This is a genomic window from Neisseria sicca 4320, from assembly GCF_000193735.1.
Lineage (GTDB): Bacteria > Pseudomonadota > Gammaproteobacteria > Burkholderiales > Neisseriaceae > Neisseria > Neisseria sicca_E.
On sequence record NZ_AEPF01000044.1, the window covers coordinates 1 to 23,496 of the forward strand.

At 53.2% G+C, this 23,496-nt stretch carries 28 protein-coding genes, 1 tRNA gene and 2 pseudogenes; 18 read left to right on the forward strand and 13 right to left on the reverse strand.

The genetic code is table 11. From position 1 onward, the window contains the following. The 4 genes from NSCA4_RS0103300 to NSCA4_RS0103315 all read left to right on the forward strand — a co-directional run. On the forward strand, positions 1 to 754 hold a 754-nt coding region (locus NSCA4_RS0103300; RefSeq protein WP_016686814.1), incomplete at its 5' end, for a transferrin-binding protein-like solute binding protein. A gap of 133 nt (positions 755 to 887) precedes the next feature. Next, the gene (locus tag NSCA4_RS0103305) at positions 888 to 1,115 is read left to right on the forward strand and encodes an exodeoxyribonuclease VII small subunit (RefSeq protein ID WP_029609485.1); all 228 of its coding nucleotides are present in this window, start codon (positions 888 to 890) and stop codon (positions 1,113 to 1,115) included. After that, positions 1,099 to 1,995: a polyprenyl synthetase family protein gene (locus NSCA4_RS0103310; RefSeq protein WP_016686815.1), complete on the forward strand. Its 897-nt coding sequence runs from the start codon at positions 1,099 to 1,101 to the stop codon at positions 1,993 to 1,995. The genes NSCA4_RS0103305 and NSCA4_RS0103310 overlap by 17 nt, the downstream gene beginning before the upstream one ends. Before the next feature lie 36 nt (positions 1,996 to 2,031). Next, positions 2,032 to 2,448, forward strand: a complete 417-nt coding sequence (locus NSCA4_RS0103315) for a nuclear transport factor 2 family protein (protein WP_029609486.1) — start codon at positions 2,032 to 2,034, stop codon at positions 2,446 to 2,448. A 74-nt stretch (positions 2,449 to 2,522) separates the two neighbouring features. Here NSCA4_RS0103315 and NSCA4_RS0103320 read toward each other — a convergent pair whose 3' ends face one another. After that, entirely contained in the window at positions 2,523 to 3,701 is a 1,179-nt protein-coding gene (locus NSCA4_RS0103320) for a phosphoglycerate kinase (protein WP_016686817.1), read from the reverse strand. A 340-nt stretch (positions 3,702 to 4,041) separates the two neighbouring features. Continuing rightward, positions 4,042 to 4,149, reverse strand: a pseudogene (locus NSCA4_RS14955) (IS5/IS1182 family transposase); the annotation flags it as partial. 164 nt (positions 4,150 to 4,313) lie between these two features. Here NSCA4_RS14955 and NSCA4_RS14960 point away from each other — a divergent pair. The 3 genes and pseudogenes from NSCA4_RS14960 to ruvA all read left to right on the forward strand — a co-directional run. Next, a pseudogene (locus NSCA4_RS14960) lies at positions 4,314 to 4,424 on the forward strand (IS5/IS1182 family transposase); the annotation flags it as partial. A gap of 92 nt (positions 4,425 to 4,516) precedes the next feature. Continuing rightward, complete coding sequence (mnmE, locus tag NSCA4_RS0103325; protein ID WP_016686818.1) at positions 4,517 to 5,881, forward strand: tRNA uridine-5-carboxymethylaminomethyl(34) synthesis GTPase MnmE; 1,365 nt, start codon at positions 4,517 to 4,519, stop codon at positions 5,879 to 5,881. A gap of 191 nt (positions 5,882 to 6,072) precedes the next feature. Beyond that, positions 6,073 to 6,657 (forward strand): Holliday junction branch migration protein RuvA, encoded by a 585-nt coding sequence (gene ruvA / locus NSCA4_RS0103330; protein ID WP_016686819.1) that lies wholly within the window; start codon positions 6,073 to 6,075, stop codon positions 6,655 to 6,657. A gap of 388 nt (positions 6,658 to 7,045) precedes the next feature. On the opposite strand, the gene NSCA4_RS12755 is transcribed toward ruvA, so the two are convergent. Next, the gene (locus NSCA4_RS12755) at positions 7,046 to 7,336 is read right to left on the reverse strand and encodes a hypothetical protein (RefSeq protein WP_438284940.1); all 291 of its coding nucleotides are present in this window, start codon (positions 7,334 to 7,336) and stop codon (positions 7,046 to 7,048) included. Between the two features lie 377 nt (positions 7,337 to 7,713). Between NSCA4_RS12755 and NSCA4_RS0103340 the strand changes: the two genes are divergently transcribed. Continuing rightward, a complete protein-coding gene (locus tag NSCA4_RS0103340) occupies positions 7,714 to 8,484 on the forward strand; it encodes a ParA family protein (protein WP_003741993.1) in 771 nt (256 codons plus the stop codon). 209 nt (positions 8,485 to 8,693) lie between these two features. Here the strand turns inward: NSCA4_RS0103340 and map are convergent, their stop codons facing one another. The 5 genes from map to NSCA4_RS0103365 form a co-directional block, all read right to left on the reverse strand. Continuing rightward, positions 8,694 to 9,473 carry a type I methionyl aminopeptidase gene (map, locus tag NSCA4_RS0103345; protein WP_016686821.1) on the reverse strand — a complete coding sequence of 260 codons (780 nt, stop codon included), beginning with the start codon at positions 9,471 to 9,473 and terminating at the stop codon, positions 8,694 to 8,696. Between the two features lie 108 nt (positions 9,474 to 9,581). Beyond that, on the reverse strand, positions 9,582 to 10,181 hold the full coding sequence (locus NSCA4_RS0103350) for a hypothetical protein (protein ID WP_016686822.1): 600 nt from the start codon (positions 10,179 to 10,181) through the stop codon (positions 9,582 to 9,584). 69 nt (positions 10,182 to 10,250) lie between these two features. Then, positions 10,251 to 10,862 carry a BON domain-containing protein gene (locus NSCA4_RS0103355; RefSeq protein WP_016686823.1) on the reverse strand — a complete coding sequence of 204 codons (612 nt, stop codon included), beginning with the start codon at positions 10,860 to 10,862 and terminating at the stop codon, positions 10,251 to 10,253. 72 nt (positions 10,863 to 10,934) lie between these two features. Next, on the reverse strand, positions 10,935 to 11,528 hold the full coding sequence (locus NSCA4_RS0103360; RefSeq protein WP_016686824.1) for a phosphoheptose isomerase: 594 nt from the start codon (positions 11,526 to 11,528) through the stop codon (positions 10,935 to 10,937). Between the two features lie 4 nt (positions 11,529 to 11,532). Next, on the reverse strand, positions 11,533 to 11,880 hold the full coding sequence (locus tag NSCA4_RS0103365) for a YraN family protein (protein WP_016686825.1): 348 nt from the start codon (positions 11,878 to 11,880) through the stop codon (positions 11,533 to 11,535). Positions 11,881 to 11,935: 55 nt separating this feature from the next. Here NSCA4_RS0103365 and rsmI point away from each other — a divergent pair, with 55 nt between their 5' ends. The 9 genes from rsmI (at position 11,936) to NSCA4_RS0103410 (ending at position 20,307) form a co-directional block, all read left to right on the forward strand. Then, a complete protein-coding gene (rsmI, locus tag NSCA4_RS0103370) occupies positions 11,936 to 12,823 on the forward strand; it encodes a 16S rRNA (cytidine(1402)-2'-O)-methyltransferase (RefSeq protein WP_016686826.1) in 888 nt (295 codons plus the stop codon). A 63-nt stretch (positions 12,824 to 12,886) separates the two neighbouring features. Beyond that, positions 12,887 to 13,258 carry a DUF488 domain-containing protein gene (locus NSCA4_RS0103375; protein WP_016686827.1) on the forward strand — a complete coding sequence of 124 codons (372 nt, stop codon included), beginning with the start codon at positions 12,887 to 12,889 and terminating at the stop codon, positions 13,256 to 13,258. A 96-nt stretch (positions 13,259 to 13,354) separates the two neighbouring features. After that, positions 13,355 to 14,134, forward strand: coding sequence for an exodeoxyribonuclease III (locus NSCA4_RS0103380; protein ID WP_003758273.1), 780 nt, complete (start codon positions 13,355 to 13,357; stop codon positions 14,132 to 14,134). Further along, complete coding sequence (locus tag NSCA4_RS0103385; protein ID WP_016686828.1) at positions 14,121 to 14,465, forward strand: hypothetical protein; 345 nt, start codon at positions 14,121 to 14,123, stop codon at positions 14,463 to 14,465. The genes NSCA4_RS0103380 and NSCA4_RS0103385 overlap by 14 nt, the downstream gene beginning before the upstream one ends. 10 nt (positions 14,466 to 14,475) lie before the next feature. Continuing rightward, positions 14,476 to 15,006 (forward strand): alpha/beta hydrolase, encoded by a 531-nt coding sequence (locus NSCA4_RS0103390; protein ID WP_016686829.1) that lies wholly within the window; start codon positions 14,476 to 14,478, stop codon positions 15,004 to 15,006. Positions 15,007 to 15,266: 260 nt separating this feature from the next. After that, complete coding sequence (gene zupT, locus NSCA4_RS0103395; protein ID WP_016686830.1) at positions 15,267 to 16,076, forward strand: zinc transporter ZupT; 810 nt, start codon at positions 15,267 to 15,269, stop codon at positions 16,074 to 16,076. Positions 16,077 to 16,147: 71 nt separating this feature from the next. Next, positions 16,148 to 16,648 (forward strand): hypothetical protein, encoded by a 501-nt coding sequence (locus tag NSCA4_RS0103400; protein ID WP_016686831.1) that lies wholly within the window; start codon positions 16,148 to 16,150, stop codon positions 16,646 to 16,648. 401 nt (positions 16,649 to 17,049) lie between these two features. Then, positions 17,050 to 17,343, forward strand: a complete 294-nt coding sequence (locus tag NSCA4_RS0103405; RefSeq protein WP_003744960.1) for a helix-turn-helix domain-containing protein — start codon at positions 17,050 to 17,052, stop codon at positions 17,341 to 17,343. A gap of 135 nt (positions 17,344 to 17,478) precedes the next feature. Beyond that, a complete protein-coding gene (locus NSCA4_RS0103410) occupies positions 17,479 to 20,307 on the forward strand; it encodes a valine--tRNA ligase (protein ID WP_016686832.1) in 2,829 nt (942 codons plus the stop codon). An 87-nt stretch (positions 20,308 to 20,394) separates the two neighbouring features. On the opposite strand, the gene trpC is transcribed toward NSCA4_RS0103410, so the two are convergent. Together trpC and NSCA4_RS0103420 are read right to left on the reverse strand one after the other, a co-directional pair. Beyond that, complete coding sequence (gene trpC, locus NSCA4_RS0103415; protein WP_016686833.1) at positions 20,395 to 21,177, reverse strand: indole-3-glycerol phosphate synthase TrpC; 783 nt, start codon at positions 21,175 to 21,177, stop codon at positions 20,395 to 20,397. 125 nt (positions 21,178 to 21,302) lie between these two features. Beyond that, a complete protein-coding gene (locus NSCA4_RS0103420; RefSeq protein WP_016686834.1) occupies positions 21,303 to 21,713 on the reverse strand; it encodes an Ag473 family lipoprotein in 411 nt (136 codons plus the stop codon). 184 nt (positions 21,714 to 21,897) lie between these two features. Here NSCA4_RS0103420 and NSCA4_RS0103425 point away from each other — a divergent pair. Beyond that, positions 21,898 to 21,973 (forward strand) — tRNA-Lys (locus NSCA4_RS0103425). Between the two features lie 24 nt (positions 21,974 to 21,997). Here the strand turns inward: NSCA4_RS0103425 and NSCA4_RS0103430 are convergent. The 3 genes from NSCA4_RS0103430 to NSCA4_RS0103435 form a co-directional block, all read right to left on the reverse strand. Beyond that, on the reverse strand, positions 21,998 to 22,999 hold the full coding sequence (locus NSCA4_RS0103430) for a tyrosine-type recombinase/integrase (RefSeq protein WP_255265270.1): 1,002 nt from the start codon (positions 22,997 to 22,999) through the stop codon (positions 21,998 to 22,000). Then, complete coding sequence (locus NSCA4_RS13665) at positions 22,909 to 23,238, reverse strand: excisionase family DNA-binding protein (protein ID WP_081476539.1); 330 nt, start codon at positions 23,236 to 23,238, stop codon at positions 22,909 to 22,911. The genes NSCA4_RS0103430 and NSCA4_RS13665 overlap by 91 nt, the downstream gene beginning before the upstream one ends. 3 nt (positions 23,239 to 23,241) lie before the next feature. Beyond that, the coding region (locus NSCA4_RS0103435) for a hypothetical protein (protein WP_016686836.1) at positions 23,242 to 23,496 on the reverse strand (255 nt) is incomplete at its 5' end.

Here is a 23,496-nt window from a genome sequence, read left to right on the forward strand (position 1 = left end):
GGCAGAAGAAGCTGCAAAAGTTAAAGCTGAAGAAGAACGCAAGGCCGCTGAAGAAGCCGCCAAAGCTAAAGCTGAAGAAGAACGCAAAGCCGCTGAAGAAGTTACCCCAAAAGCGGAGGTTGCTCCGGCTATGCAATCAATCGGCGGTTTTTACACCATGTTGTCGGTTGACGGTGCCGATAACAAAGTGATTAACAGAGTGGGTAATCCTGATGTCCTCGAAGTCAACGGACAAAAAATCAACCTGCTGCCACAAACATTTGACGCGGCAAACGGTATGCTGTCCTTATCGGATAACAAAATTATCCGCGCCATCGGTACGCATCTGCAATACGGCCATTACGGTTTTTACGGAAGCAAAAAGGACAACGGCGAGCTTAATTCATCCCTGGTGTTCTACCAAGGTCTGATGACGCCTGTCGAAGCCATGCCGCAAACCGGTTCGGCTATCTACCAAGGCAATGCGTTCTACAATGACGTATCCAACATCAACACTGTCGGCTCATCCCTGTTCAATGTTGATTTCGGCGAAAAAACGCTGAGCGGCGCCATTTATTCGGCAGAAGGACGTTTTGACCCCGTAATGCTCCAGGCCAATATCGCCGGTAACCGTTTTGTTTATGGGGACGGGACAACTAAAAACAGTATGTCGGGCATTTTCCTGGGTCCGCAGGCGGAAGAAATGGCCGGCCGCTTCGACCATCCGAGCGAAGGCAAGAGCGGTACGTTCGGCGCCGCCATGCTGAAAGACTGATTTTTACTGTATCATCAGCTCAAAAGGTCGTCTGAAAACTTGGAAATCAGGTTTTCAGACGACCTTTTTCCGTTCCCGTCCAAGAAGCAGCCCATAAAATGCTACAATACCGCTTTGATTTTTTGCCCGCATCATCATGAAAAAAGCCCCCAAATCTTTTGAAGAAGCCCTCGCCCGCCTCGAAACCCTGACCCAGTCCATGCAAAGCAGCGAAATGCCGCTGGAAGACGCTCTGGCAGCCTATCAGGAAGGCAACGAGCTGGTCAGATACTGCCAAACCAAGCTGGCGGAAGTCGAACAAAAGCTGCAAGTATTGGACGCGGGCGAACTGAAGGAGCTGAACCTTGAACCCGGCGAATGAATTGAAAGCATGGCAGCAAAAAGCCCAAGCGCAGACCGAATTGCTGCTGGAGCGGTTCCTGCCGTCTGAAAACCAAGTGCCGCACAAGCTGCACGAAGCCATGCGTTACGTTACCCTCGGCGGCGGCAAACGGCTGCGCCCGCTCTTGGTGCTCGCCGCGTCCGAATTGGGCGATGCCGACCAAAACGCCGTCGAACAAGCCATGGCGGCGATTGAAATGGTGCACGTCTATTCCTTGGTACACGACGATATGCCCGCCATGGACAACGACAGCCTGCGGCGCGGCAAGCCGACCTGCCATGTGCAATACGACGAAGCCACCGCCCTCTTGGTCGGCGACGCGCTGCAAACCCAAGCCTTCGACGTATTGAGCCGTCCGACCGGACTGCCTGCCGAACGCCAAATCGCCATGTTGTCCACACTCGCCAAAGCATCCGGCAGCCTCGGCATGGCAGGCGGACAAGCCATCGACCTTGCCAACGTCGGCAAAGCCATGAATCAGGCGCAGTTGGAACAAATGCACAGCCTCAAAACCGGCGCCCTCATCCGTGCCGCCGCCGTCTTAGGCGCGCTTGCCTGCCCCGATTTAGATTCAGACGACGTCCGCACTTTGGACGACTACGCCGCCAAACTCGGCTTGGCGTTCCAAGTTATCGACGACGTGTTGGACTGCGAAGCCGACACCGCTACCCTGGGCAAAACCGCCGGCAAAGACAGCGACAACGACAAACCCACCTACGTCAAACTGATGGGCCTACAAGCCGCCCGCGCCTACGCCGAAAGCCTGACCGCCGAAGCCGCAGCCCTGCTCGAACCTTTCGGCGCAAAAGCCCTGCACTTACGGCTCTTGGCGGAATTTGTTACAGCGCGGAAAAATTAGGGCTACGGTAAACAACCTGACCGAAAAATGACTGCCATGAACGATTTCGAACGCATTTACAACGACTGGCACGAGTTTGCCAAAAACCGCGACACCGCCCGACTGATCGGCCTGTATGACGACAACGCCGTTTTCGAAAGCCCGCTCGTTCCCCTTATCATGCAGCGGCAAAGCGGTATTTTGCGCGGCAAAGCCGACATCCTGGCTTTTTTAGAAGAAGAAACGCGCCGCCGACCGAATGAATTGGTACGCTGGTATCGCAACGGCACGCATTTCACGACGGGGGACACGCTGGTTTGGGAATACCCGCGCGAAACGCCCGACGGCGATCAAGTGGATATTTTGGAACTCATGCAGATTGCCGGTGGAAAAATTGTCCATCACCGCATTTACTGGGGCTGGTTCGGCACGCAGATGCTGATTCGTTCGGCACTGAACCGTGCGGCGGAATAATCCGCGAAAAGAAGAAGAGGTCGTCTGAAAACCTGAATCGGTTTTCAGACGACCTCTTCTTTACATCAAACCGCTTACGCGCCGCGTTTTTCCAAAGCGGCTACGGCGGGCAGCTCTTTGCCTTCCAAGAATTCGAGGAACGCGCCGCCGCCGGTGGAGATGTAGCCGATTTGGTCGGTAACGCCGAATTTGGCAATCGCCGCCAGCGTGTCGCCGCCGCCCGCAATCGAGAACGCGTTGCTTTGGGCGATGGCTTCGGCAAGGGCTTTTGTGCCGCCTGCGAACTGGTCAAACTCAAACACACCGACCGGGCCGTTCCACACCACCGTGCCGGCGGCTTTGAGCAGTTCGGCAAGTGCGGCGGCGGATTTCGGGCCGATGTCCAAAATCATATCGTCTTCGGCAACGTCGGCAATGTTTTTCACAACCGCTTCGGCATCGGCGGCAAAGGCTTTGGCAACGACGACATCGGTCGGCAGCGGTACGGAGCCGCCTTTGGCCGCCATTTTCGCCATGATTTTTTTGGATTCTTCCACTAAATCGTGTTCCGCCAATGATTTGCCGATGGCTTTGCCTTCCGCCAACAGGAAGGTGTTGGCGATGCCGCCGCCGACGATGAGTTGGTCGACTTTGTCCGCCAGCGATTCGAGGATGGTCAGTTTGGTGGACACTTTGCTGCCGGCGACAATCGCCACCATCGGGCGCGCGGGCTGTTTCAGGGCTTTGCCCAAAGCGTCGAGTTCGCCCGCCATCAATACGCCGGCGCAGGCAACGGGCGCGGTTTGGGCGACGGCCTCGGTCGAGGCTTGGGCGCGGTGGGCGGTGCCGAACGCGTCGTTGACGAACACGTCGCACAAGGCGGCATAGGCTTTGCCCAGTTCCAAATCGTTTTTCTTTTCGCCTTTGTTGATGCGCACGTTTTGCAGCATGACGACATCGCCCGCGTTCAGGGCAGGTTTGTTTTCACGCCAGTCGTTCAATACTTTCACGTCTTTGCCCAACAGGCTGCCCAAGTGCGCGGCAACGGGCGCAACGTCGTCTTCGGGGTGGAACTCGCCTTCGGTCGGGCGGCCCAAGTGGGTCATCACGATAACGGACGCGCCGTTGTCCAAGCAGTATTTGATGGACGCGAGCGAGGCGCGGATACGGGTGTCGTCGCTGATTTTGCCGTCTTTGAACGGCACGTTCATATCGGCGCGGATGAGGACGGTTTTGCCCTGCACGTTTTGTTCGGTCAGTTTCAGAAATGCCATGATGTATCCTTTGTGAAGGTTGGAAACGGAAATGGGAATGTTCTCAATTATCCGCGAACGGGGCGTATCGGTAAAGGCGGGATTTGCCTGCACTTGATTTGCGTCAGCGGCAGCGTCGATACAAAAGGTCGTCTGAAACTTTAAATCTCCTGTTTTCAGACGACCTTTTTGTGATTCCGATTAATGAACATGAAATAGCTTATGATGATTGCCGAGATGGGGGATTACAAAGCCCTATGACTTTAGTTTTATCGTGAAACCGACAGACGGTTGCCTGCTTTGAAATTTAAGAAGCGGGTTTTGTCCTTCCGAAATATTGTTTATTCTGAATGTAATCATGATATAGTGGATTAAATTTAAACCAGTACGGCGTTGCCTCGCCTTGCCGTACTATCTGTACTGTCTGCGGCTTCGTCGCCTTGTCCTGATTTAAATTTAATCTACTATATTATCCCGTGCAGACGTCAGAAAAGCGGTGAAAACCTCGATACCGCAGTCTACCCGACAGGGTGTCCGAGAGCGTGTGCAAGTGATTTCGAGCCTTGCCCGGCGTCTGTTCCACACTTCTTTCCAGAAATTCGGCAATTTCTTTCTTGTTACCGATTGTACGGTAGCAAATATAGTGGATTAAATTTAAATCAGGACAAGGCGACGAAGCCGCAGACAGTACAGATAGTACGGCAAGGCGAGGCAACACCGTACTGGTTTAAAGTTAATTCACTATAAATCTCGCCTGTCTCCCGTTTTCAGACGACCTCTATCATAGTGAAATCACTATATAATACCGTCCATTAAATTCCCGATACGAGCCAGCCATGTCCGCATCCCAACCCACCATCGCCGCCATCGCCACCGCACCCGGACGCGGCGGCGTCGGCGTTCTCCGTCTTTCCGGCAAAAACCTGCTGCCTTTGGCGCAAACCCTCAGCGGCGGCAAAACGCCCAAACCGCGTACCGCGCTTTACACCGACTTTCTCGGCGGCGACGGGCAGCCGATAGACAACGGCATCCTGCTCTACTTCGCCGCGCCCGCCAGCTTTACCGGCGAAGACGTGATTGAATTGCAGGGACACGGCGGCCCCGTTGTAATGGACATGCTGCTTTCACGCTGCCTCGAACTGGGCGCGCGCATGGCGGAGCCAGGCGAATTTACCAAACGCGCCTTCCTCAACAACAAACTCGACCTTGCCCAAGCCGAAAGCGTCGCCGACCTCATCGACGCCTCCAGCAAGTCCGCTGCGCGTATGGCATTGCGTTCACTCAAAGGCGCGTTTTCCCAACACATACACGAGCTGGTGGACGACCTGATTACCCTGCGGATGTTGGTCGAAGCCACGCTCGACTTCCCCGAAGAAGACATCGACTTTCTCGAAGCCGCCGACGCACGCGGCAAGCTCCAAGCCCTGCAAGGTCGTCTGAAAACCGTGCTCGCCAGTGCGGAACAAGGCGCGATTTTGCGCGAAGGCATGAACGTCGTCCTCGTCGGCGCGCCCAACGTCGGCAAATCCAGCCTGCTCAACGCCTTGGCAGGCGACGACATCGCCATCGTAACCGACATCGCCGGCACCACCCGCGACACCGTGCGCGAACAAATCACCCTCGACGGCGTGCCCGTCCACATCATCGACACCGCCGGTCTGCGCGAAACCGACGACGTGGTCGAACAAATCGGCATCGAACGCAGCCGCAAAGCCGTCTCCGAAGCCGATGTCGCACTGATTCTGATTGACCCGCGCGAAGGCTTGAACGCCAAAACCCAAGCCATTTTGAACAGCCTGCCCGAAGGTTTGAAAAAAATCGAAATCCACAACAAAGCCGACCTGACCGGCGAACCCGTCGCCGTCCGTTCAGACAGCCTCACGCAAACCGGCGCGGACACCGTCATCAGCCTGTCCGCCAAAACCGGCGCGGGTCTCGACTTGCTCAAACACGCGCTGTTGCAGGAAATCGGTTGGCAGGGCGAAAGCGAAAGCCTGTTCCTCGCCCGCAGTCGCCATCTCAACGCCTTGCACGAAGCCGAAGCCGAGCTGGAAAACGCCGCCCTCTGCGACAACAACCAAATCGAACTTTTCGCCGAACACCTGCGCCTCGCCCAAAACGCGTGCAGCGAAATCACCGGCGAATTCACCGCCGACGATTTGCTGGGCGTGATTTTCTCGCGCTTCTGCATCGGCAAATAAGATTAAACCTTATCCATACGCGAAAGGTCGTCTGAAAACCCAAAATCAGGTTTCAGACGACCTTTGCCGCAACGCAGTTTGGCCGATGCGCCCTTGAGAAACTGCTACAATCATGGTCGTCTGAAACCCTGTTGCCAATCGGCATCTAGGTTTCAAACGACCTTTTTACCCAACCCCTTAACGGAATCCTCATGATCAGCAGACTGACCGGCAAGCTCATCGAGAAAAACCCGCCGCAAATCGTCATCGACGTCAACGGCGTCGGCTACGAAGCCGACGTATCCATGCAGACTTTCTACAACCTGCCCGCCTTGGGCGAAACCGTGCAGCTTTACACCCAGCTTGTCGTCCGTGAAGACGCGCATTTGTTGTTCGGCTTCGCGACTGCCGACGAGCGGGCGACGTTCCGCCAGTTGGTCAAAGTCAGCGGCATCGGCGCGAAAACCGCGCTGGGCATACTCTCTGCCATGTCCGCCGACGAGCTTGCCCGCGCGGTTGCCGACGAGGACATCAAACGCCTCTCCTCCGCCCCGGGCATCGGCAAAAAGACCGCCGAACGCATGGTTTTGGAACTGCGCGGCAAACTGGTTTCCCATGCTGCTGCCGACGGGCTTTTCACCGCTGCACCTGCCGCCGACGAAACGGACGACATCGTCAACACCCTGATTGCGCTGGGTTACAACGAACGTGAGGCAAAAGCCGCCATCAAAGGCATTCCAAAAGGCACGGAAGTCGGCGAAGGCGTGCGCTTGGCTTTAAAAAACCTGTTGAAATAGGTTGTCTGAAAACTTTGAGATCAGGGTTTTTGGAGAAACTCGTTCATACTCGTTTTCAGACGACCTTTTATCCAATCAACGCAGGTTTGGTATAACTCAAATTTGTAGCGTGTGCTATGCCCGCGAATCCACCGTCTGATAACCCGAATCGGGAAGCCGTGTCTGTTATTTATCTCGTGGGCAAAGCCCACGCTACGGATTACCGCAACGGTAGCTTGTCCCTTCCCCCGTCCGGCGGGGAAAAGGCTAGGATGGGGGTGGCTTTGTGGGTTTGGGCAAAATCGAATTTGTGCAGCCCTAAGAGCCACCCTCTCCCCAGCCCCCTCCCGCCGGACGGGTAAGGGGCAGGTTGCAGGCAAAAAAGAGATTCCTTATTTTTTAAATCCCGTTATTTGTATTTTTCGCAGCGGATGGCAGAATCTTCGCAGAACATCGCCGAAGTTTCTTCATTGCAGGCACGGCGCGCTTCCCATTCGTTTTTGCCCGAAGCCTCAAACAATTTCTGGAACGGTTTGACGCTGCACACATAAATATGGTTCGGGTTGTGCGAACCCGATAAGATAATGCGTTCCAAACTGGCGACGCGGGCTTCCAAAACCTCGATTCTTTCCCCAATCCGGCAACCGAAGCCGCATTGGCAGCAGGCAAAACAGCGGCAAGCATCAGGGCAAAGAAAGATTTTTTCATGGTATAGTGGATTAACTTTAAACCAGTACGGTGTTGCCTCGCCTTAGCTCAAAGAGAACGATTCTCTAAGGTGCTGAAGCACCAAGTGAATCGGTTCCGTACTATCTGTACTGTCTGCGGCTTCGCCGCCTTGTCCTGATTTTTGTTAATCCACTATATATCTCTACGGCAGTCACAAAAACGGTATATTGTATAGATAGTAAGTTCACTTTGAATCGGCGCAGCATTCCCCTGTTTTGTCTGGATTTAAAGAAAATTCGCGATAAAACGCCCCTGTCCGTCGCTGCTTCCTTTTCAGACGACCTTATACCCATTTCAAGCAAAAAACGTTAAAATTCCGCCATTCACCTATCCGACAGCAGCAAAAACATGAGCGCACAAATCCTCGCCGTCGCCAACCAAAAAGGCGGCGTCGGCAAAACCACCACCACCGTCAACCTCGCGGCATCGCTCGCCTCCAAAGGCAAACGCGTCCTCGTCATCGACCTCGACCCGCAAGGCAACGCCACCACAGGCAGCGGCATAGACAAAGCCCGCCTCGAAGAAGGCGTGTACCAAGTCGTATTGGGCGATACCGACATCAAAACCGCCGTCGTCCGCAGCGGGGACGGCAGCTACGACGTACTCGGCGCCAACCGCGCGCTTGCCGGTGCCGAAATCGAGCTGGTGCAAGAAATCGCCCGCGAAATCCGCCTCAAAAACGCCCTGCAAACCGTTGAAAACGACTACGATTTCGTTCTCATCGACTGCCCCCCTTCGCTGACCCTGCTCACGCTTAACGGACTCGTTGCCGCCAACGGCGTCATCGTCCCCATGTTGTGCGAATACTATGCCCTAGAAGGCATCTCCGACCTCATCGCCACCGTGCGCAAAATCCGTCAGGCAATCAACCCGCGCCTCGACATCACCGGCATCGTCCGTACCCTCTACGACAGCCGCAGTCGCCTCGTGGTCGAAGTCAGCGAACAGCTTTTCCAACATTTCGGCAACCTGATGTTCCAAACCGTCATCCCCCGCAACGTCCGCCTCGCCGAAGCCCCTAGCCACGGCATGCCCGCGCTCGCCTACGACGCCAATGCCAAAGGCACCAAAGCCTACCTCGCCTTGGCGGAAGAACTGTTGGAGCGTACTAAAGGTTGATTGAGCTTGAAAGATAAAGTCTGAAAGATATAGTGGATTAACTTTAAACCAGTACGGCGTTGCCTCGCCTTGCCGTACTATCTGTACTGTCTGCGGCTTCGTCGCCTTGTCCTGATTTAAAGTTAATCCACCAAAAAAGGTCGTCTGAAAACTTGATTTCCAAGTTTTCAGACGACCTTTTTGTATTGCAGGCGGGATGCTTTGACAGATTAGGGTTTGCCGGTAGCCGGGCTGACGGTCAGGATTTCGTAGCCGGTTTCTGTCACCAAAACTTCATGTTCCCATTGGGCGGAGAGGGAACGGTCTTTGGTTACAACCGTCCAGCCGTCGTTTAGGATGCGCAGGTGGCGTTTGCCTTGGTTGATCATCGGCTCGATGGTGAAAATCATGCCGGGCTTCAAGACGACGCCTTGTCCTTTTCGGCCGTAGTGCAGGACTTGCGGGGCTTCGTGGAAACCGCGTCCGATGCCGTGGCCGCAAAATTCCTGTACGACGGAATAGCCTGCGTTTTCGGCAACTTGTTGGCAGGCGTAGCCGATGTCGCCCAAGGTTGCGCCGGGTTTGACGGCTGCGATGCCCGCCATCATGGATTCGTGGGTGATGTCAATCAGGCGTTGGGCGATGGGGGAGACTTTGCCGACGGTAAACATGCGGCTGGAGTCGCCGTGGAAGCCGTCTTTTTTGATGGTCAGGTCGATGTTGATGATGTTGCCTTCTTTGAGCGGCTTGTCGTCGGGAATGCCGTGGCAGATAACGTGATTGACGGAAGTGCAGCAGGATTTGGGGTAGGGCGGATTGCCGTAGTGCAGGGGGGCGGGATAGCCACCTTGGACGTTGACGTGGTAGTCGTAAACGAGTTTGTCGATTTCGTTGGTGGTTACGCCGGGTTTGACGAATTGTCCGATGTAGTCGAGGGCTTCGGCGACGAGTTTGCCCAGTTCGCGCATTTTCTCGATTTCTTCAGGGGTTTTGATGATGATTTCGTTCATGTTGTTTCCTTGATGGTTTCAGACGACCTTGTTGCGGCACAAAGGTCGTCTGAAAGGGAAGGGATGCAGATTACGGATAAGGCGGCCGCAGGCCGGCGGGTTGTCCGGTTAAAACAGATTGTCCATGACGTCTTTGGACTGAGGTTTGGGCTGAACCGGTTTAGGTTGGGCGGGTTTAGGCTGAGCCGGCTTGGGAGCGGGTTTGAGTTCGCCCTTCGTTTCGTGTACTTCGGTTTTGGCAGGCTGGGTATGCGGTTGCTCATCCGGCAGACTTTGGACGGGTTTGGCTTCCATTGTCTCCGCCTGAACGGCAGCCATATGGCGGTCATTGATTTTATCTTTGTTTTTGAATTCAGTTTCAAGGTGCGCTTTGGTGCGGCGGTATTCGGATTTGTATTCTGATTCGTTTTGCGGCGGAATAACAGGATTTTGGGAAGCGGTTTTTTCCGGCTCGCTTTTTTCATCTTCAGATATTATTATTTTTTTCGGTTCGACGGTGCCGTTGGGACGCCAAACTTCCACGCCGTCGTCTGTGGGTTCTGTTTGGGATGCGTGTTCGGTTACGACATTGTTGCTGTGGCGTTTAGGGTTGAGCGTACCGACAACGCCGACAATCAGTGCGCCGACGGCGATGATAGAGATGGCGAAAGCGGCGCGGATAAGGTGTTTCGGTTTGAGTTGGAAAGATTCGTTTTGTTTTTTGGACATAGATCGATGTGAGGAAAGGTGGATGGGGACGGGCGGGATGTTGTTCCCGCCCTCTGGATTAGGGCCGTGTTATTCGGGTGGGGTGTAGTTTTGATACAAGGTAACGACTTTTTGTACGCCCACGGTGGTGCTGACGCGGCGGGTTACCTGCTCCTGCTCTTCGGGTGTCAGTACGCCCATGACGTAAGTCACGTTGCCGTAAGTTACGATTTTGACACGAGCCTGTGTGGAGGGTTTGAGGCCTAAAAGTGTCGTGCGGACTTTGGATGTACCCCATGTGTCGTTGGTTACATCGCCGATGGTGCGTTCTTGGGAGGCAACGGTGATGTAGTTGTACACGCCTTCGGCGGCCTGCTCGGCACGGGCGATTTGTTCGACGAATTGTTTTTCGCCTTCAGTGGCGACTTGTCCGAGCAGCAGCAGTTGGCGGTTGTAGCCGACGACGTTGAGTTTGGGGGTGTAACCCTGTGCTTGGTTGTTTTGGCGCAGGTAGGAGCGGGCGGTGGTTTCGACGCGCACTGCCATTACGTTGTCGTCGGTTTGCGCGCCTGTGGTACGGCGGTCGACGGCGGATTTGGTGCCGACTGCCGCGCCGCCGAGGACTACGCCGACACAGCCGCTGAGTGTCAGGCTGAGGAGGAGGGCGCTCAGAACGGGTGCGGTATGACGTTTGATGTTCATATTTTTTCCTTGATGATGAGTTCTGCGGATATGTTTCAGACGACCTTTAAAAGAGGTCGTCTGAAAAAAGGCTTACATTCCTTCAAGCAACATGGAGTCGATGCAGTCGCACATGGCGTGTATCAACAGGATATGGTTTTCCTGAATGCGGGCGGTGCGCGGGTAGGGGACGTTGAGCAGTACGTCGGTGTCTTTGAGCATGACGGCGATTTTGCCGCCGTCGCGGCCGGTCATGGCGATGACGTGCATATCGCGTTCGTGTGCCGCTTTGATGGCTTCGATAACGTTGGCGGAATTGCCGGAGGTAGAGATGCCGACCAAAACGTCGCCGGCGCGTCCGAGCGCGCGTACTTGTTTGCTGAATACATGGTCGAAGCCGTAGTCGTTGCCGATGGCGGTCAGCGCGGAAGTATCCGTCGTCAGCGCGACGGCGGCAAGTTCCATGCGCTCTTTTTCAAAGCGTCCGGTCATTTCGGCGGCGAAGTGCTGCGCGTCGGCAGCCGAACCGCCGTTACCGCAGGCTAAGATTTTGCCGTCGTTCATCAGGCATTGCAGCATCAGTTCCGCCGCTTGAGCGGTCGGCTCGACCAGCACTTTTTCAGCTTCTTGCTTGGCAAGGATGCTTTCGGCGAAATGGGCGGCAACGCGCTCTTGTAAAGTCGTCATATCGTCAACCTGTAATATTCTTTATCCATTCGGGCGGGCGGTTTCCTTCTATGAGTACCGCATCGATGCGGCACGCGGTATCCGTCATGCCGTTTTGTTGCAGATAATACTCCGCAGACCGTTGCAGTTTCAATAACTTAGACGGCGAAATGCTGTATGCGGCACCGCCGAAACCCTGATTTTTGCGGTATTTTACTTCAACAAACAGAATCATGTTACCGTTTTTGACAATCAAATCGATTTCGCCGTAAGCGCAGTGCCAGTTGCGTGCCACGAGTTTGCAGCCTTGCGAAAGAAGAAACGCCAGCGCGGCATCTTCGCCCGCCACCCCTTGTTTGTGGTTCAGACGCATGGAGGTTTACCCCGTATAATATCGTTATATTGTTTTCAGACGACCTGATAAAGCCATGTTTCAAAAACACCTTCAAAAAGCCGCCGACAGTATTGAAAAACGGACATTATACGTTGTCGCCACGCCCATCGGCAATTTGGCGGACATCACCCTGCGCGCGCTCGCCGTCCTGCAAAAAGCCGACATTATCTGCGCCGAAGATACGCGCGTTACCGCACAGCTTCTGAGCGCATACGGCATACAGGGCAAGCTCGTCAGCGTGCGCGAGCATAACGAACAGCAGATGGCGGACAAAATCATCAACCATCTTTCAGACGACCTCACTGTTGCACAAGTTTCCGACGCAGGTACGCCTGCGGTTTGCGATCCCGGTGCGAAACTTGCCCGCCGCGTGCGCGAAGCAGGGTTTAAAGTTGTCCCCGTTGTCGGTGCGAGCGCGGTCATGGGCGCGTTGAGTGTTGCAGGCGTTACCGAACCCAATTTCTATTTCAACGGCTTTCTGCCGCCGAAATCCGGTGAACGGCAGAAGCTGCTTGCCAAATGGGCGCAGGCTGATTTTCTTGTTGTAATGTTCGAAACCCCGCACCGCATCGAAGCCACACTTGCCGACATGGCAGCCCTCTTCCCCGAACGCAGCCTAACTCTCGCCCGAGAAATCACCAAAACCTTCGAAACCTTTCTTAGCGGTACGGTTACTGAAATTCAGACGACCCTGAAAAACGACGGCAATCAGGCGCGTGGTGAAATGGTGCTTATCCTCCATCCTGCGTCCCGTGAAAAACACGATACCTTGCCCGATGCCGCGCAAAATGTTATGAAAATCCTCGCAGCCGAGCTACCCACAAAACAGGCCGCCGAACTTGCCGCCAAAATTACCGGAGAAGGCAAAAAAGCCTTGTACGACTTGGCGTTGGAGTGGAAACGGGTTTCAGACGATGTGTGAGGGTAGGAGGTCGTCTGAAAAAAGTAGGGGCTTGATTTCACAATATAAGCAAGCAGAAAAACGATGTTTACCGTACAACGCATTTATCGTTACCTCCCCGCAGACGGACAAACCGCCGTCTTTATCGACCGCCTTTATCCGCGCGGGGTGACGAAGGAAAAGTTTGCCTCTGTCCTCTGGCTCAAAGACATTACGCCGAGTACCGCCCTGCGCCGTTGGTATCATGAAAACCCGGAGCAGAATTTCGACGGCTTCGTTACGCGCTATCACGAAGAATTGCAGGGCGAGGTGCAACAGCGCGCCGTAGCCCGCCTGCTTGAGTTGGAGAAGCAAAACAGCAGGGTATGGCTGCTGACCGCCGTCAAGAATCCGCAGCGTTCCCATGTTTCGGCGTTGGCCCAGTTTTTAGGTGCGGCGTTTGAGTATCGGGAATAGGATGGATTTGTCCGAACCTGTTTTTCAGACGACCTTTGCCGCTATCGGTTACAATCCGTTTTTTCTCCTTAAACCAATATTCCAAAGCACAAAATTATGCTGAAAATCATCTCTGCCAACGTCAACGGCATCCGCTCCGCCTACAAAAAAGGATTTTACGAATACATCGCCGCATCGGGTGCGGACATTGTCTGCGTGCAGGAACTCAAAGCGCAGGAAGCCGATTTGTCCGACGAAATGAAGAATCCGCACGGGATGCACGGCCATTGGCATTGCGCTGAGAAACGCGGTTACAGCGGCGTAGCGGTGTACAGCAAACGCGCACCTGACAATGTGCAAATCGGTATGGGCATTGAAGAATTCGACAGGGAAGGGCGGTTTGTGCGCTGCGATTTCGGCAAGCTGTCGGTGATTTCGCTTTATCTGCCCAGCGGCACCAGCGCGCCGGAGCGGCAGGAATTGAAATACCGTTTTTTAGATGCGTTCTATCCCATGCTTGAAGCCATGAAGGCGGAAGGGCGCGACATTGTCGTCTGCGGAGACTGGAACATCGCCCACCAAAACATCGACCTGAAAAACTGGAAAGGCAATCAGAAAAATTCAGGCTTCCTGCCGGAAGAGCGCGAATGGATAGGCAAAGTCATCCATACGCTCGGCTGGACGGATATGTGGCGCACGCTCTATCCTGACAATCCGGGCTACACTTGGTGGAGCAACCGCGGACAGGCGTATGCGAAAGATGTCGGGTGGCGCATCGACTATCAGATGGTTACACCCGAACTTGCCGCCAAAGCGGTGTCCGCGCATGTTTATAAAGACGAGAAATTTTCCGACCATGCACCTTTGGTAGTGGAGTACGACTATGCTGCCCAATAAAGTTTTCGGCAAATACGATTGGAATGTGAACGGTAAAACCGGCATAGGCGCGGCATGGGTGGTCGCCGCGTTTGTATTGCCTATGCTGGTGTGGACGATATTCATGCTGGCGCGGATGTCCGGCTGGGTTGAAATGACCCGCGCCAATCCGCTTTGGGCGTTGGTGTGGCTGCTGTTTTCGCTGCCTTGCCTCCTGATTGCCGCCAAATGTTTCGGCTGGAAAGGCTGGCGGTTGATTGCCAACATCCTGATCTGCCTCGCCACCTGTGCCGTTTTAAGCGTCCCTGCCGCACTCTTGATTACCTTTACGCTCAACGATTTGCTCAAATAGGTCGTCTGAAATGCGAACTTTCGAACTCGAAGACCTGACGCTTTTCTTGATACGCGACGCGGACGAAGCAGAAATGTGGATAGACCGCTGGGCGGTCAGCTATCCCGTCGTCCAAACCGCTGCCGCTTCCGCCAATCAAAGCATCGCCCAATGGCAGGCAAACCTTCAGACGGCGTTTGCAGGCATCAGCGGCGAACACATCGCCGTCGTCGCCCACGGCGCAGGCGTGTCCGCTTTTTTGGCGTGGCTCTACCAAACCGACATCCTGACGCAGAAAAAAATCGTCAACATCATCCTCGTTTCGCCGCGCCCCGAAGCCTTTCACGACGATGAAATATATACCTTCCGGCGCGTCCGTTGCCCCTGCCGCACCGCGCTTGTAATCGCCGAACAAAACGGCACGCCACGAAACTGGGCGGAAGAACGGGCAAACCTGTGGAACGCCCGCCTCCTCCTGTCGCCACATTCCGGCACGCTCAACAGTGCACTCGGCGGCTGGCAATGGGGCATGAAGCTGATGCAGGAAATGCTGTTGAGTTGAGTAAAACGCTTGTAAGGATTAAAGAAGAAAAGGTCGTCTGAAACCGGAAATCAGGTTTCAGACGACCTTTTTGTTACGTTAAAGTGAAATGAAAAGCCTGTGCCGTCATGCCTGCGCAGCCGCCTTTGCGTAAGCGGGTAGGGAATGACAGTTTCAATATTTTTCCATCTTAATCTTTATTTATGAAAATAATAACTATTCTCTTTTATAGAAATATGTGTTAGCCTGATGGCATTACATTCACTGAAGAACCGATTTTCATGCTTGATATTGCCTTGCCTAACCTCATCACTGCCTTCGGCATCGCCCTTGCCGCCGGATTGTTTACCGTATTGGGCAGCGGGCTGGTGATGTTTTCCAAAACGCCCAACCCGCGCGTATTGTCGTTCGGATTGGCGTTCGCGGGCGGGGCGATGGTGTATGTGTCGCTGACGGAGATTTTCAACAAATCCAGCGAAGCCTTCGGGCAGGTTTACGATAAAGACAAAGCCTTCGCCGCCGCGACGCTGGCTTTTCTGGCGGGCATGGGATCGATTGCGCTGATTGACCGCCTTGTGCCGAACCCGCATGAAACGCTCGACCCGCACGACCCCGCCTTTCAGGAAAACAAACGCCGCCACATCGCCCGCGTCGGCATGATGGCGGCGTTTGCGATTACCGCGCACAACTTCCCCGAAGGTTTGGCAACGTTTTTCGCCACGCTGGAAAATCCTGCCGTCGGGATGCCGCTGGCGCTCGCGATTGCGATACACAATATTCCCGAAGGCATTTCCATTGCCGCGCCCGTTTATTTCGCCACCCGCAACCGCAAAAAAACCGTCCTCGCCTGTCTCGCTTCAGGACTGGCCGAACCCTTGGGCGCGGTTTTGGGCTACACCATGCTCAAGCCGTTTTTATCGCCTTTCGTTTTCGGCGCGGTGTTCGGCGTGATTGCGGGTGTGATGGTGTTTCTTGCGTTGGACGAATTGCTGCCCGCTGCCAAGCGTTATTCCGACGGACACGAAACCGTTTACGGCCTGACGTCTGGCATGGCGGTGATTGCCCTGAGTTTGGTGTTGTTTCATTTCTGATTCCGCTTCAGGCTGATGCTTTGAAGCGATTGTTCTATAATTGCCGTTGTTTTCGATTTTGGAACGGCATGATGTATCTCGAACAGGAAAAACCTTATCGGCCTTTGCTGACGGCATTGATTTTTGCCGCATTGCCGCTGGCGTTATTGATTCATGATGTTTTCGCCATGATAGCGGGCGGCGGCGGATTGCTGTTTGGTCGGCAGGATGGCGGATGGTCCGTGGCGAAAGGCTGGAACGATTCGGCGGTATGGCTGGTTGCAGGTGTGTTTTTCTTTTTCAACCTGTTGATTGCTGCCGTTTTGGTCAAAACGGCTTTGAAAAAAATGTTGCGCAGGTATACCCGCCATGCGCTGTTTCTTGCCGGCATGGCAGCTTGTGCCGCTGTCGCGGTTTGCTTGATGTTGGAGGCAGTTTTAGGCAGTACCGCATTGGGGGGAATGCGTAACGGCGGGATATTGTGTTACACGGTGGGCGTGTGGATGATTGCAATGATGACCTTGCCGAAACAACTGACACGCGCCATCGTCCAGCCGATTACCTTTTATCCGAGTTATCCGAGAAAACGCTAGGCAGGATTTTGAGGCCGAATAGCTGAAATACGCATTGGAATACGGCCCTATTGCGTATTTTTTTTGCAAGGCATTATGGTAAATTGATAATTAAGAACGCGATACTCCTGATTAAATTGTTTTTTTTGTAAAATATTACTTATGCTTAAAATGTATATTCATGATTTGTAACGAAAAATGCGTTGAAATTATTTAACTTGGAAATATTTTTGCAAATTATCAAGAATCTGACAAAACTTCTTTCGAATATACTGTCTAAACATTCAGTATAGATAGTTTTCTATCGCGCAGCCGATTGTCATTCGTGTAACGATTGGTCTGTGTTGAAAGCTTCCGCATCCCGATACTGAGAAGCAGATTCTTGCTTATCAACAAACAATACAGAAGAAAAAGGAATTTTCATGAAGTCGTTTGAGAAAATTGACAACATCCGCGATATCCGCAAAAAACTCGGTTTGAACCAAATGGACTTTTGGAGCCGTATCGGCGTAACCCAATCCGGTGGTTCACGTTACGAATCCGGCCGCAATATGCCCAAACCCGTACGCGAGCTGCTGCGCTTGGTACACATCGAACGCGTTGACTTGGCAAAAGTAAACCGCGACGATTTGGCGATTGCCTCCCTGCTGAAAAACCGCGACCCTGAGTTGTACGCTTCCCTGAAAAAAGAAGCCAAATCCGACAAAGGCAAATAAGCCCGTTTCGATTTGTTTCAAAAAGGTCGTCTGAAACGATATTCCGTTTCAGACGACCTTTTTGCGCTATAATCCGCCATTATTTTTTAAACAGACGTTTGCCTGCAAATCCTTTTACAGACAGCATTTTTTACCATGTTAGACAAATACAATCCCGCCGAAATCGAATCCAAACACTATCAAAACTGGGAAACCCAAGGTTATTTCCAGCCCGATATGGATTTGACCAAACCGTCTTTTTCCATCCAACTGCCGCCGCCCAACGTAACCGGCACGCTGCACATGGGCCATGCCTTCAACCAAACCATTATGGACGGCCTGACCCGCTACTACCGCATGAAAGGCTGCAACACCGCTTGGATTCCCGGCACCGACCACGCGGGCATCGCCACGCAAATCGTGGTCGAGCGTCAGCTTGCCGCGCAAAACGTGTCCCGTCATGACTTGGGACGTGAAAAATTCTTGGAAAAAGTGTGGGAATGGAAAGAAGTTTCCGGCGGCACGATTACGCAGCAGATGCGCCGCGTGGGCTGTTCCGCAGACTGGACGCGCGAGTATTTCACGATGGACGACGTGCGCGCCGAAACCGTGACCGAAGTGTTCGTGCGCCTGTTTGAACAAGGCTTGATTTACCGCGGCAAACGCTTGGTAAACTGGGATCCCGTGCTTGGCACGGCAGTGTCGGATTTGGAAGTGGAAAGCGTGGAAGAACAAGGCTCTATGTGGCACATCCGCTATCCGCTGGCGGACAATCCTGCCGAAGCCGTTATCGTGGCGACTACCCGTCCCGAAACGCTGTTGGGCGACGTTGCCGTTGCCGTCAATCCTGAAGACGAACGTTATACCCATTTGATTGGTAAAGAATTAATCCTGCCGCTGACCGGCCGCACCATTCCCGTGATTGCCGATGAATACGTCGAAAAAGACTTCGGTACAGGCTGCGTGAAAATCACGCCTGCGCACGACTTCAACGACTACGAAGTCGGCAAACGCCACGACACGCGCTTGGTTAACGTGTTCGATTTGGAAGCCAAAGTGCTGGCAAACGCCGAAGTGTTCAACTTCAAAGGCGAAGCGCAACCAGGCTTTGCCCTGCCTGAAAAATACGCAGGCTTAGACCGCTTTGCCGCGCGCAAAAAAATGGTTGCCGATTTGCAGGAACAAGGCTTCTTGGTCGAAATCAAAGCGCACACGCTGATGACGCCGAAAGGCGACCGCACAGGCTCAGTGATTGAACCGATGCTGACCAGCCAATGGTTTGTCGCCATGTCCGCCACGCCAAACGGCGGCGAGCCGGACAGCGAATTCAAAGGCCTGAGCCTCGCCGAAAAAGCCAAAAAAGCCGTCGACAGCGGCGCGGTACGCTTTATCCCCGAAAACTGGGTCAATACTTACAATCAATGGATGAACAACATCCAAGACTGGTGCATCTCGCGCCAACTGTGGTGGGGCCATCAAATCCCCGCGTGGTACGACGAAGCAGGCAATGTTTACGTTGCCCGCAATCAGGCAGAAGCTGAAAAACAAGCCGGTAAAACCGGTTTGACCCGCGAAGAAGACGTATTGGACACATGGTTCTCCTCCGCGCTCGTGCCGTTTTCCACGCTCGGCTGGCCGTCTGAAACCGACGAACTCAAAGCCTTCCTGCCGTCCAACGTCTTGGTCACCGGCTACGAAATCATCTTCTTCTGGGTGGCGCGCATGATTATGATGACCACCCACTTCACCGGCAGAGTACCGTTTAAAGACGTGTATATCCACGGCATCGTGCGCGACCACGAAGGCAAAAAAATGTCCAAATCAGAAGGCAACGTCATCGACCCTGTCGATTTGATTGACGGCATCGACTTGGAAAAGCTGCTGGTGAAACGCACGACCGGCCTGCGCAAACCCGAAACCGCGCCGAAAGTGGAAGAAGCCACGAAAAAACTCTTCCCCGAAGGCATCCCCGGCATGGGCGCGGACGCCTTGCGCTTCACCATGGCGAGCTACGCCAGCTTGGGGCGCAGCGTCAACTTCGACTTCAAACGCGCCGAAGGCTACCGCAACTTCTGCAACAAAATCTGGAACGCCACCAATTTTGTGCTGATGAACACCGAAAACCAAGACTGCGGCCAAGACGAAACCCAGCCGCTGGCCTACACCTTCGCCGACCAATGGATTATCGGCCGCCTGCAACAAACCGAAGCCGCCGCTGCCGAAGCATTTGAAACCTACCGCTTCGACTTGGCCGCGCAAACGCTGTACGAATTCGTGTGGAACGACTATTGCGACTGGTATATCGAATTGGCCAAAGTGCAAATCCAAACCGGCTGCCCCACCACCCAGCGCACCACGCGCCGCACCTTGGTTCGCGTGCTGGAAGCCTCATTGCGCCTGCTGCACCCGATTATCCCGTTCATCACCGAAGAGCTGTGGCAGGCCGTCGCCCCGCTGGCCAACGCCAAAACCGCCGACAGCATTATGCTGGCCGCCTATCCCAAAGCCGACCCGGAAAAAATCGTGCAGGCTGCTTTTGACCAAATGGCGCAAATGCAAGACCTGATTGGCGCCGTGCGCAACCTGCGTGGCGAAATGGGCATTGCCCCAAACGTGAAAGCGCCGCTGTTTGTAGAAGGCAGTGTGCCTGAAGCGCTGCTGAAATACCTGCCCGCCCTCACGCGCCTGACCGAAGCCAAAACAGTGGACAGGCTGCCCGAAAGCGAAGACGCGCCCGTCGCCGTCTGCAACGGCGCGCGCCTGATGCTGAAAGTCGAAATCGACAAAGCCGCCGAAACCGCCCGCTTGAGCAAAGAAGCCGAGAAGCTGCAAAAAGCCTTGGACAAACTCAACGCCAAACTCTCCAAACCCGGCTACACCGAAAAAGCCCCCGCGCATTTGGTGGAAAAAGACAAAGCCGATTTGGCGGAATTGGAAGATAAGATGGCGAAAGTTCAAAATCAGTTGGCGAAGTTAAAAGACTGATTGTTGGCTGAACAATTAGAGAGGTCGTCTGAAAACCTTGGTTTCAGGTTTTCAGACGACTTTTACATGATTCCGCAATATGAAACCTTAAAACAGCTTCCGCACTTCCGCTTCAATATCGTCGGCGCGCATAAAAGTTTCGCCGATAAGTAAGGTATGTACGCCGTGGCTGCGCATAAAATCGACATCGGATTTGCTTCGGATGCCGCTTTCGGTAACGACGGTTTTACCTGCCAGCGCAGGCAGTAAATCCAGAGTCTGCTGTAAAGATACGTCGAATGTCCGCAGGTTTCGGTTGTTTACGCCCCATAGGGGTGTTGTCAGATTTCGGCATTTTTCCAATTCGGAAGCATCATGCAGTTCCAACAATACGTTCATGCCTAATTGATGGGCTACTGCTTCAAAATGTTCTAATTGTTCTTGCTCAAGCGCGGCGGCAATCAGTAAGACGGCATCAGCACCCCAGGCACGCGCCTGATAAATCTGATACTCATCAATGATGAAGTCTTTTCGTAAAACGGGAAGCCCAACTGCCGCGCGTGCCGCTTTCAAATATTCGGGAGAGCCTTGGAAATATTGTTCGTCAGTTAAGACGGACAAGCACGCAGCTCCGGCATTTTCATATGCGCGGGCAATCTGCACAGGATGGAAATCGGGTCGGATCAGCCCTTTGCTCGGGCTGGCTTTTTTAATTTCAGCAATGACGGCAGGGCGGTTTTGCTCGTGTTTGGTACGGATAGAGTCAAAAAAACCGCGTACGGGCAAGGCGGCATCTGCCTGTTTTTTCATTTCATCCAAAGAGACAGAAGCTTTTTGTACGGCGACTTCCTGGGCCTTGGTTGCAAGGATTTTATTCAGAATATCGGTCATAACAGATTTCCTGCACGGTAAAGCCGTCATCTTAACACAAGAGGTCGTCTGAAAAATAAAACGCGGTAAACAAAAAAAGCCGTACGGAATAATTCCGACGGCTTCTTTATATGCTGTTAAATTAACTACTTATTTGCAGCATCTTTCATTTTGTCTGCCGCTTTGTGGGTCGCATCAGCGGCCTTGTCCAAAGCATTTTTTGCAGCATTTTTTGCATGTTCGGCTGCTTCTTCCATTTTGGCAACTGCTTTTCCTGTTGCCTCAGTGGCGTTTGATAAGGCTTTATCTGCAGATTTTCTTGTGTCAGAAACAGCTTGATCCGCATTTGCCTTGGCGCCATCGGAAGCTTCTTTTGTATCGGACGCCGCCCCTTTGGCGCTGGAAGCAGCTCTTTCTGCCATCCCTTTTACTTCAGAAGCAGCGGCTTTGATATCTGAAGCCACAGCAGAAGCAGCCTCGCGGGATTGTTGTTTAGTCTCTTGAGAGCATGCAGTCAAACCGGTTGTTATCATTGCGGCTAACAATAATTTTTTCATTATGAACCTTTCATTATTATGTAGAGAAACCTGCTAATTTTAGTCAGACGTAAAATCATATCATAGCAAGTTGGTAAAATATGGCTTTTAACGGCAAATAACAGAATGATTGCTTTTATTGAAAAAAAAATTCAAAAAACTTATTGACGTGCAAGAAGCTGACTAATATAATTTCGAGCTTATCGGGTCGTTAGCTCAGTCGGTAGAGCAGCGGACTTTTAATCCGTTGGTCGAGCGTTCGAATCGCTCACGACCCACCACTTTTCCTAAGCCTAAACAATTGTTTAGGCTTTTTTGCCACCGTCTGTCTTGGGGTGTGCCTGTTTTGTGTCGAAACTAAGACCGACACTGTCCAATATAGCCGCGTGTCCGTGCAAATGTTCGGGGGCCAGATGGGCATACTTCTGAACCATCCCGACATTTTCCCAACCGCCCATTTCCTGCAAAGCGGCGAGCGGAACGCCGGCTTGTACCAGCCAACTTGCCCAAGTATGCCTCAGATCGTGCCAGCGGAAATCGGCAATGCCTGCTTTTAACAATGCGTTTTTCCAAATGCGGGAGCTGATGCTTTTCACGGGTTTGCCGTTTGGTTGGGTAAAAACAAAAGACGGGTTTCTGCCCATCTGTTTATCCAATATACCGAGTGCCGTCTGATTCAGGGCAACGCCGATAGGCCTTCCGGCTTTGGCTTCGTCGGCCTCAATCCATGCCGTCTTGCGGCTTAGATTGATCTGCGACCAATTCAGCCCCAGTACATTGCGTTGCCGCAAGCCTGTCGCTAAGCTGAACACTGCCATATCGGCTAAATACTCCGGCAGGGCATCAATCAACCTTTGGGCTTCTTCATGCTTCAGCCAACGGATACAGCGTTTGGCTTCACGATACAACTTCAACTTCGGCACGTTGTCCAGCCAGCCCCATTCTTTTTCCGCCTTATTCAAAATCGAACGGATTAAGGCAAGATAGCGATTTTTGGTACTGTCTGAACACGTCATGCGGTTGATGGTCTGCATGATGAAATCATGGCTCATATGGTGCAAGAAGACACCTCTGAAATGAACCAGGCAGCGCAAACGGCTGATGTCATCCCTGATGCTTTTCTTGTCCCTCATCTCTTCAATCCACCGAACTGCCGCTTCATCCCACAGTCTTTTCGGTTTTTCGTTGAAATGTTCCTGCTGCCATAATTCATGTTTCAGTTTGTCGTGCAGCCTTTGGACTTCATTTTTTTCTTTCGTGCGAGAAGATTGTCTAATACGTTGACCGCTTTGCGTTGTGATGTCAATGTAATAGACACCGTTTTCGCGTTTATAGATCGGCATTTTTGTTCACTCCTACTTTCGAGTGAAGCCAGCACCCGCGCATTTTCCAGTTCGGTCAAAAATGCGTCAAGTGCGGGCTGCGTGATACAGTATTTCCGCCCGGGCATGGAGGCTGCCAAATGGCCGGAGCGGATGTATTCCCGTATGGTTTCGGGGTGGCATTTGCAGACAGCCGCCGCCTCATATATGTCATAGGTTTTCATGGGCTACCTCGCTGTTTCATACACTGCATAGAGGGCGTTCTCCAGCAGCAGCGACAGCCGCCGAACTGCCGCATAGCGTTTAATACGCGGCTCAAGTACCAAAAAATTGCCCCTGTCGATATAAAACAGCAGGCAGAGATAACCCTGCCTGTCTGTTTCGATTGGAACAAGGCGGTAGTGCGGATACTGTTCGTCCGTCGGCGCGAACAGCCTACCCACTTTCACGGTAACAACCTTTATTCTTGATTCGGATAACAT

What these genes read in the sequence shown, in the direction of transcription:
- NSCA4_RS0103360 (WP_016686824.1), bottom strand. Translation starts at nt 11,528, where the DNA reads ATGACGACTTTACAAGAGCGCGTTGCCGCCCATTTCGCCGAAAGCATC.
- mnmE (WP_016686818.1), top strand. Translation starts at nt 4,517, where the DNA reads ATGTCCGCATCCCAACCCACCATCGCCGCCATCGCCACCGCACCCGGA.
- NSCA4_RS0103320 (WP_016686817.1), bottom strand. Translation starts at nt 3,701, where the DNA reads ATGGCATTTCTGAAACTGACCGAACAAAACGTGCAGGGCAAAACCGTC.
- NSCA4_RS0103355 (WP_016686823.1), bottom strand. Translation starts at nt 10,862, where the DNA reads ATGAACATCAAACGTCATACCGCACCCGTTCTGAGCGCCCTCCTCCTC.
- NSCA4_RS0103385 (WP_016686828.1), top strand. Translation starts at nt 14,121, where the DNA reads ATGCTGCCCAATAAAGTTTTCGGCAAATACGATTGGAATGTGAACGGT.
- NSCA4_RS0103340 (WP_003741993.1), top strand. Translation starts at nt 7,714, where the DNA reads ATGAGCGCACAAATCCTCGCCGTCGCCAACCAAAAAGGCGGCGTCGGC.
- map (WP_016686821.1), bottom strand. Translation starts at nt 9,473, where the DNA reads ATGAACGAAATCATCATCAAAACCCCTGAAGAAATCGAGAAAATGCGC.
- NSCA4_RS13665 (WP_081476539.1), bottom strand. Translation starts at nt 23,238, where the DNA reads ATGAAAACCTATGACATATATGAGGCGGCGGCTGTCTGCAAATGCCAC.
- NSCA4_RS0103390 (WP_016686829.1), top strand. Translation starts at nt 14,476, where the DNA reads ATGCGAACTTTCGAACTCGAAGACCTGACGCTTTTCTTGATACGCGAC.
- NSCA4_RS0103420 (WP_016686834.1), bottom strand. Translation starts at nt 21,713, where the DNA reads ATGAAAAAATTATTGTTAGCCGCAATGATAACAACCGGTTTGACTGCA.
- trpC (WP_016686833.1), bottom strand. Translation starts at nt 21,177, where the DNA reads ATGACCGATATTCTGAATAAAATCCTTGCAACCAAGGCCCAGGAAGTC.
- NSCA4_RS0103400 (WP_016686831.1), top strand. Translation starts at nt 16,148, where the DNA reads ATGTATCTCGAACAGGAAAAACCTTATCGGCCTTTGCTGACGGCATTG.
- NSCA4_RS0103365 (WP_016686825.1), bottom strand. Translation starts at nt 11,880, where the DNA reads ATGCGTCTGAACCACAAACAAGGGGTGGCGGGCGAAGATGCCGCGCTG.
- rsmI (WP_016686826.1), top strand. Translation starts at nt 11,936, where the DNA reads ATGTTTCAAAAACACCTTCAAAAAGCCGCCGACAGTATTGAAAAACGG.
- NSCA4_RS0103315 (WP_029609486.1), top strand. Translation starts at nt 2,032, where the DNA reads ATGAACGATTTCGAACGCATTTACAACGACTGGCACGAGTTTGCCAAA.
- ruvA (WP_016686819.1), top strand. Translation starts at nt 6,073, where the DNA reads ATGATCAGCAGACTGACCGGCAAGCTCATCGAGAAAAACCCGCCGCAA.
- NSCA4_RS0103380 (WP_003758273.1), top strand. Translation starts at nt 13,355, where the DNA reads ATGCTGAAAATCATCTCTGCCAACGTCAACGGCATCCGCTCCGCCTAC.
- NSCA4_RS0103350 (WP_016686822.1), bottom strand. Translation starts at nt 10,181, where the DNA reads ATGTCCAAAAAACAAAACGAATCTTTCCAACTCAAACCGAAACACCTT.
- NSCA4_RS0103405 (WP_003744960.1), top strand. Translation starts at nt 17,050, where the DNA reads ATGAAGTCGTTTGAGAAAATTGACAACATCCGCGATATCCGCAAAAAA.
- NSCA4_RS0103375 (WP_016686827.1), top strand. Translation starts at nt 12,887, where the DNA reads ATGTTTACCGTACAACGCATTTATCGTTACCTCCCCGCAGACGGACAA.
- zupT (WP_016686830.1), top strand. Translation starts at nt 15,267, where the DNA reads ATGCTTGATATTGCCTTGCCTAACCTCATCACTGCCTTCGGCATCGCC.
- NSCA4_RS0103410 (WP_016686832.1), top strand. Translation starts at nt 17,479, where the DNA reads ATGTTAGACAAATACAATCCCGCCGAAATCGAATCCAAACACTATCAA.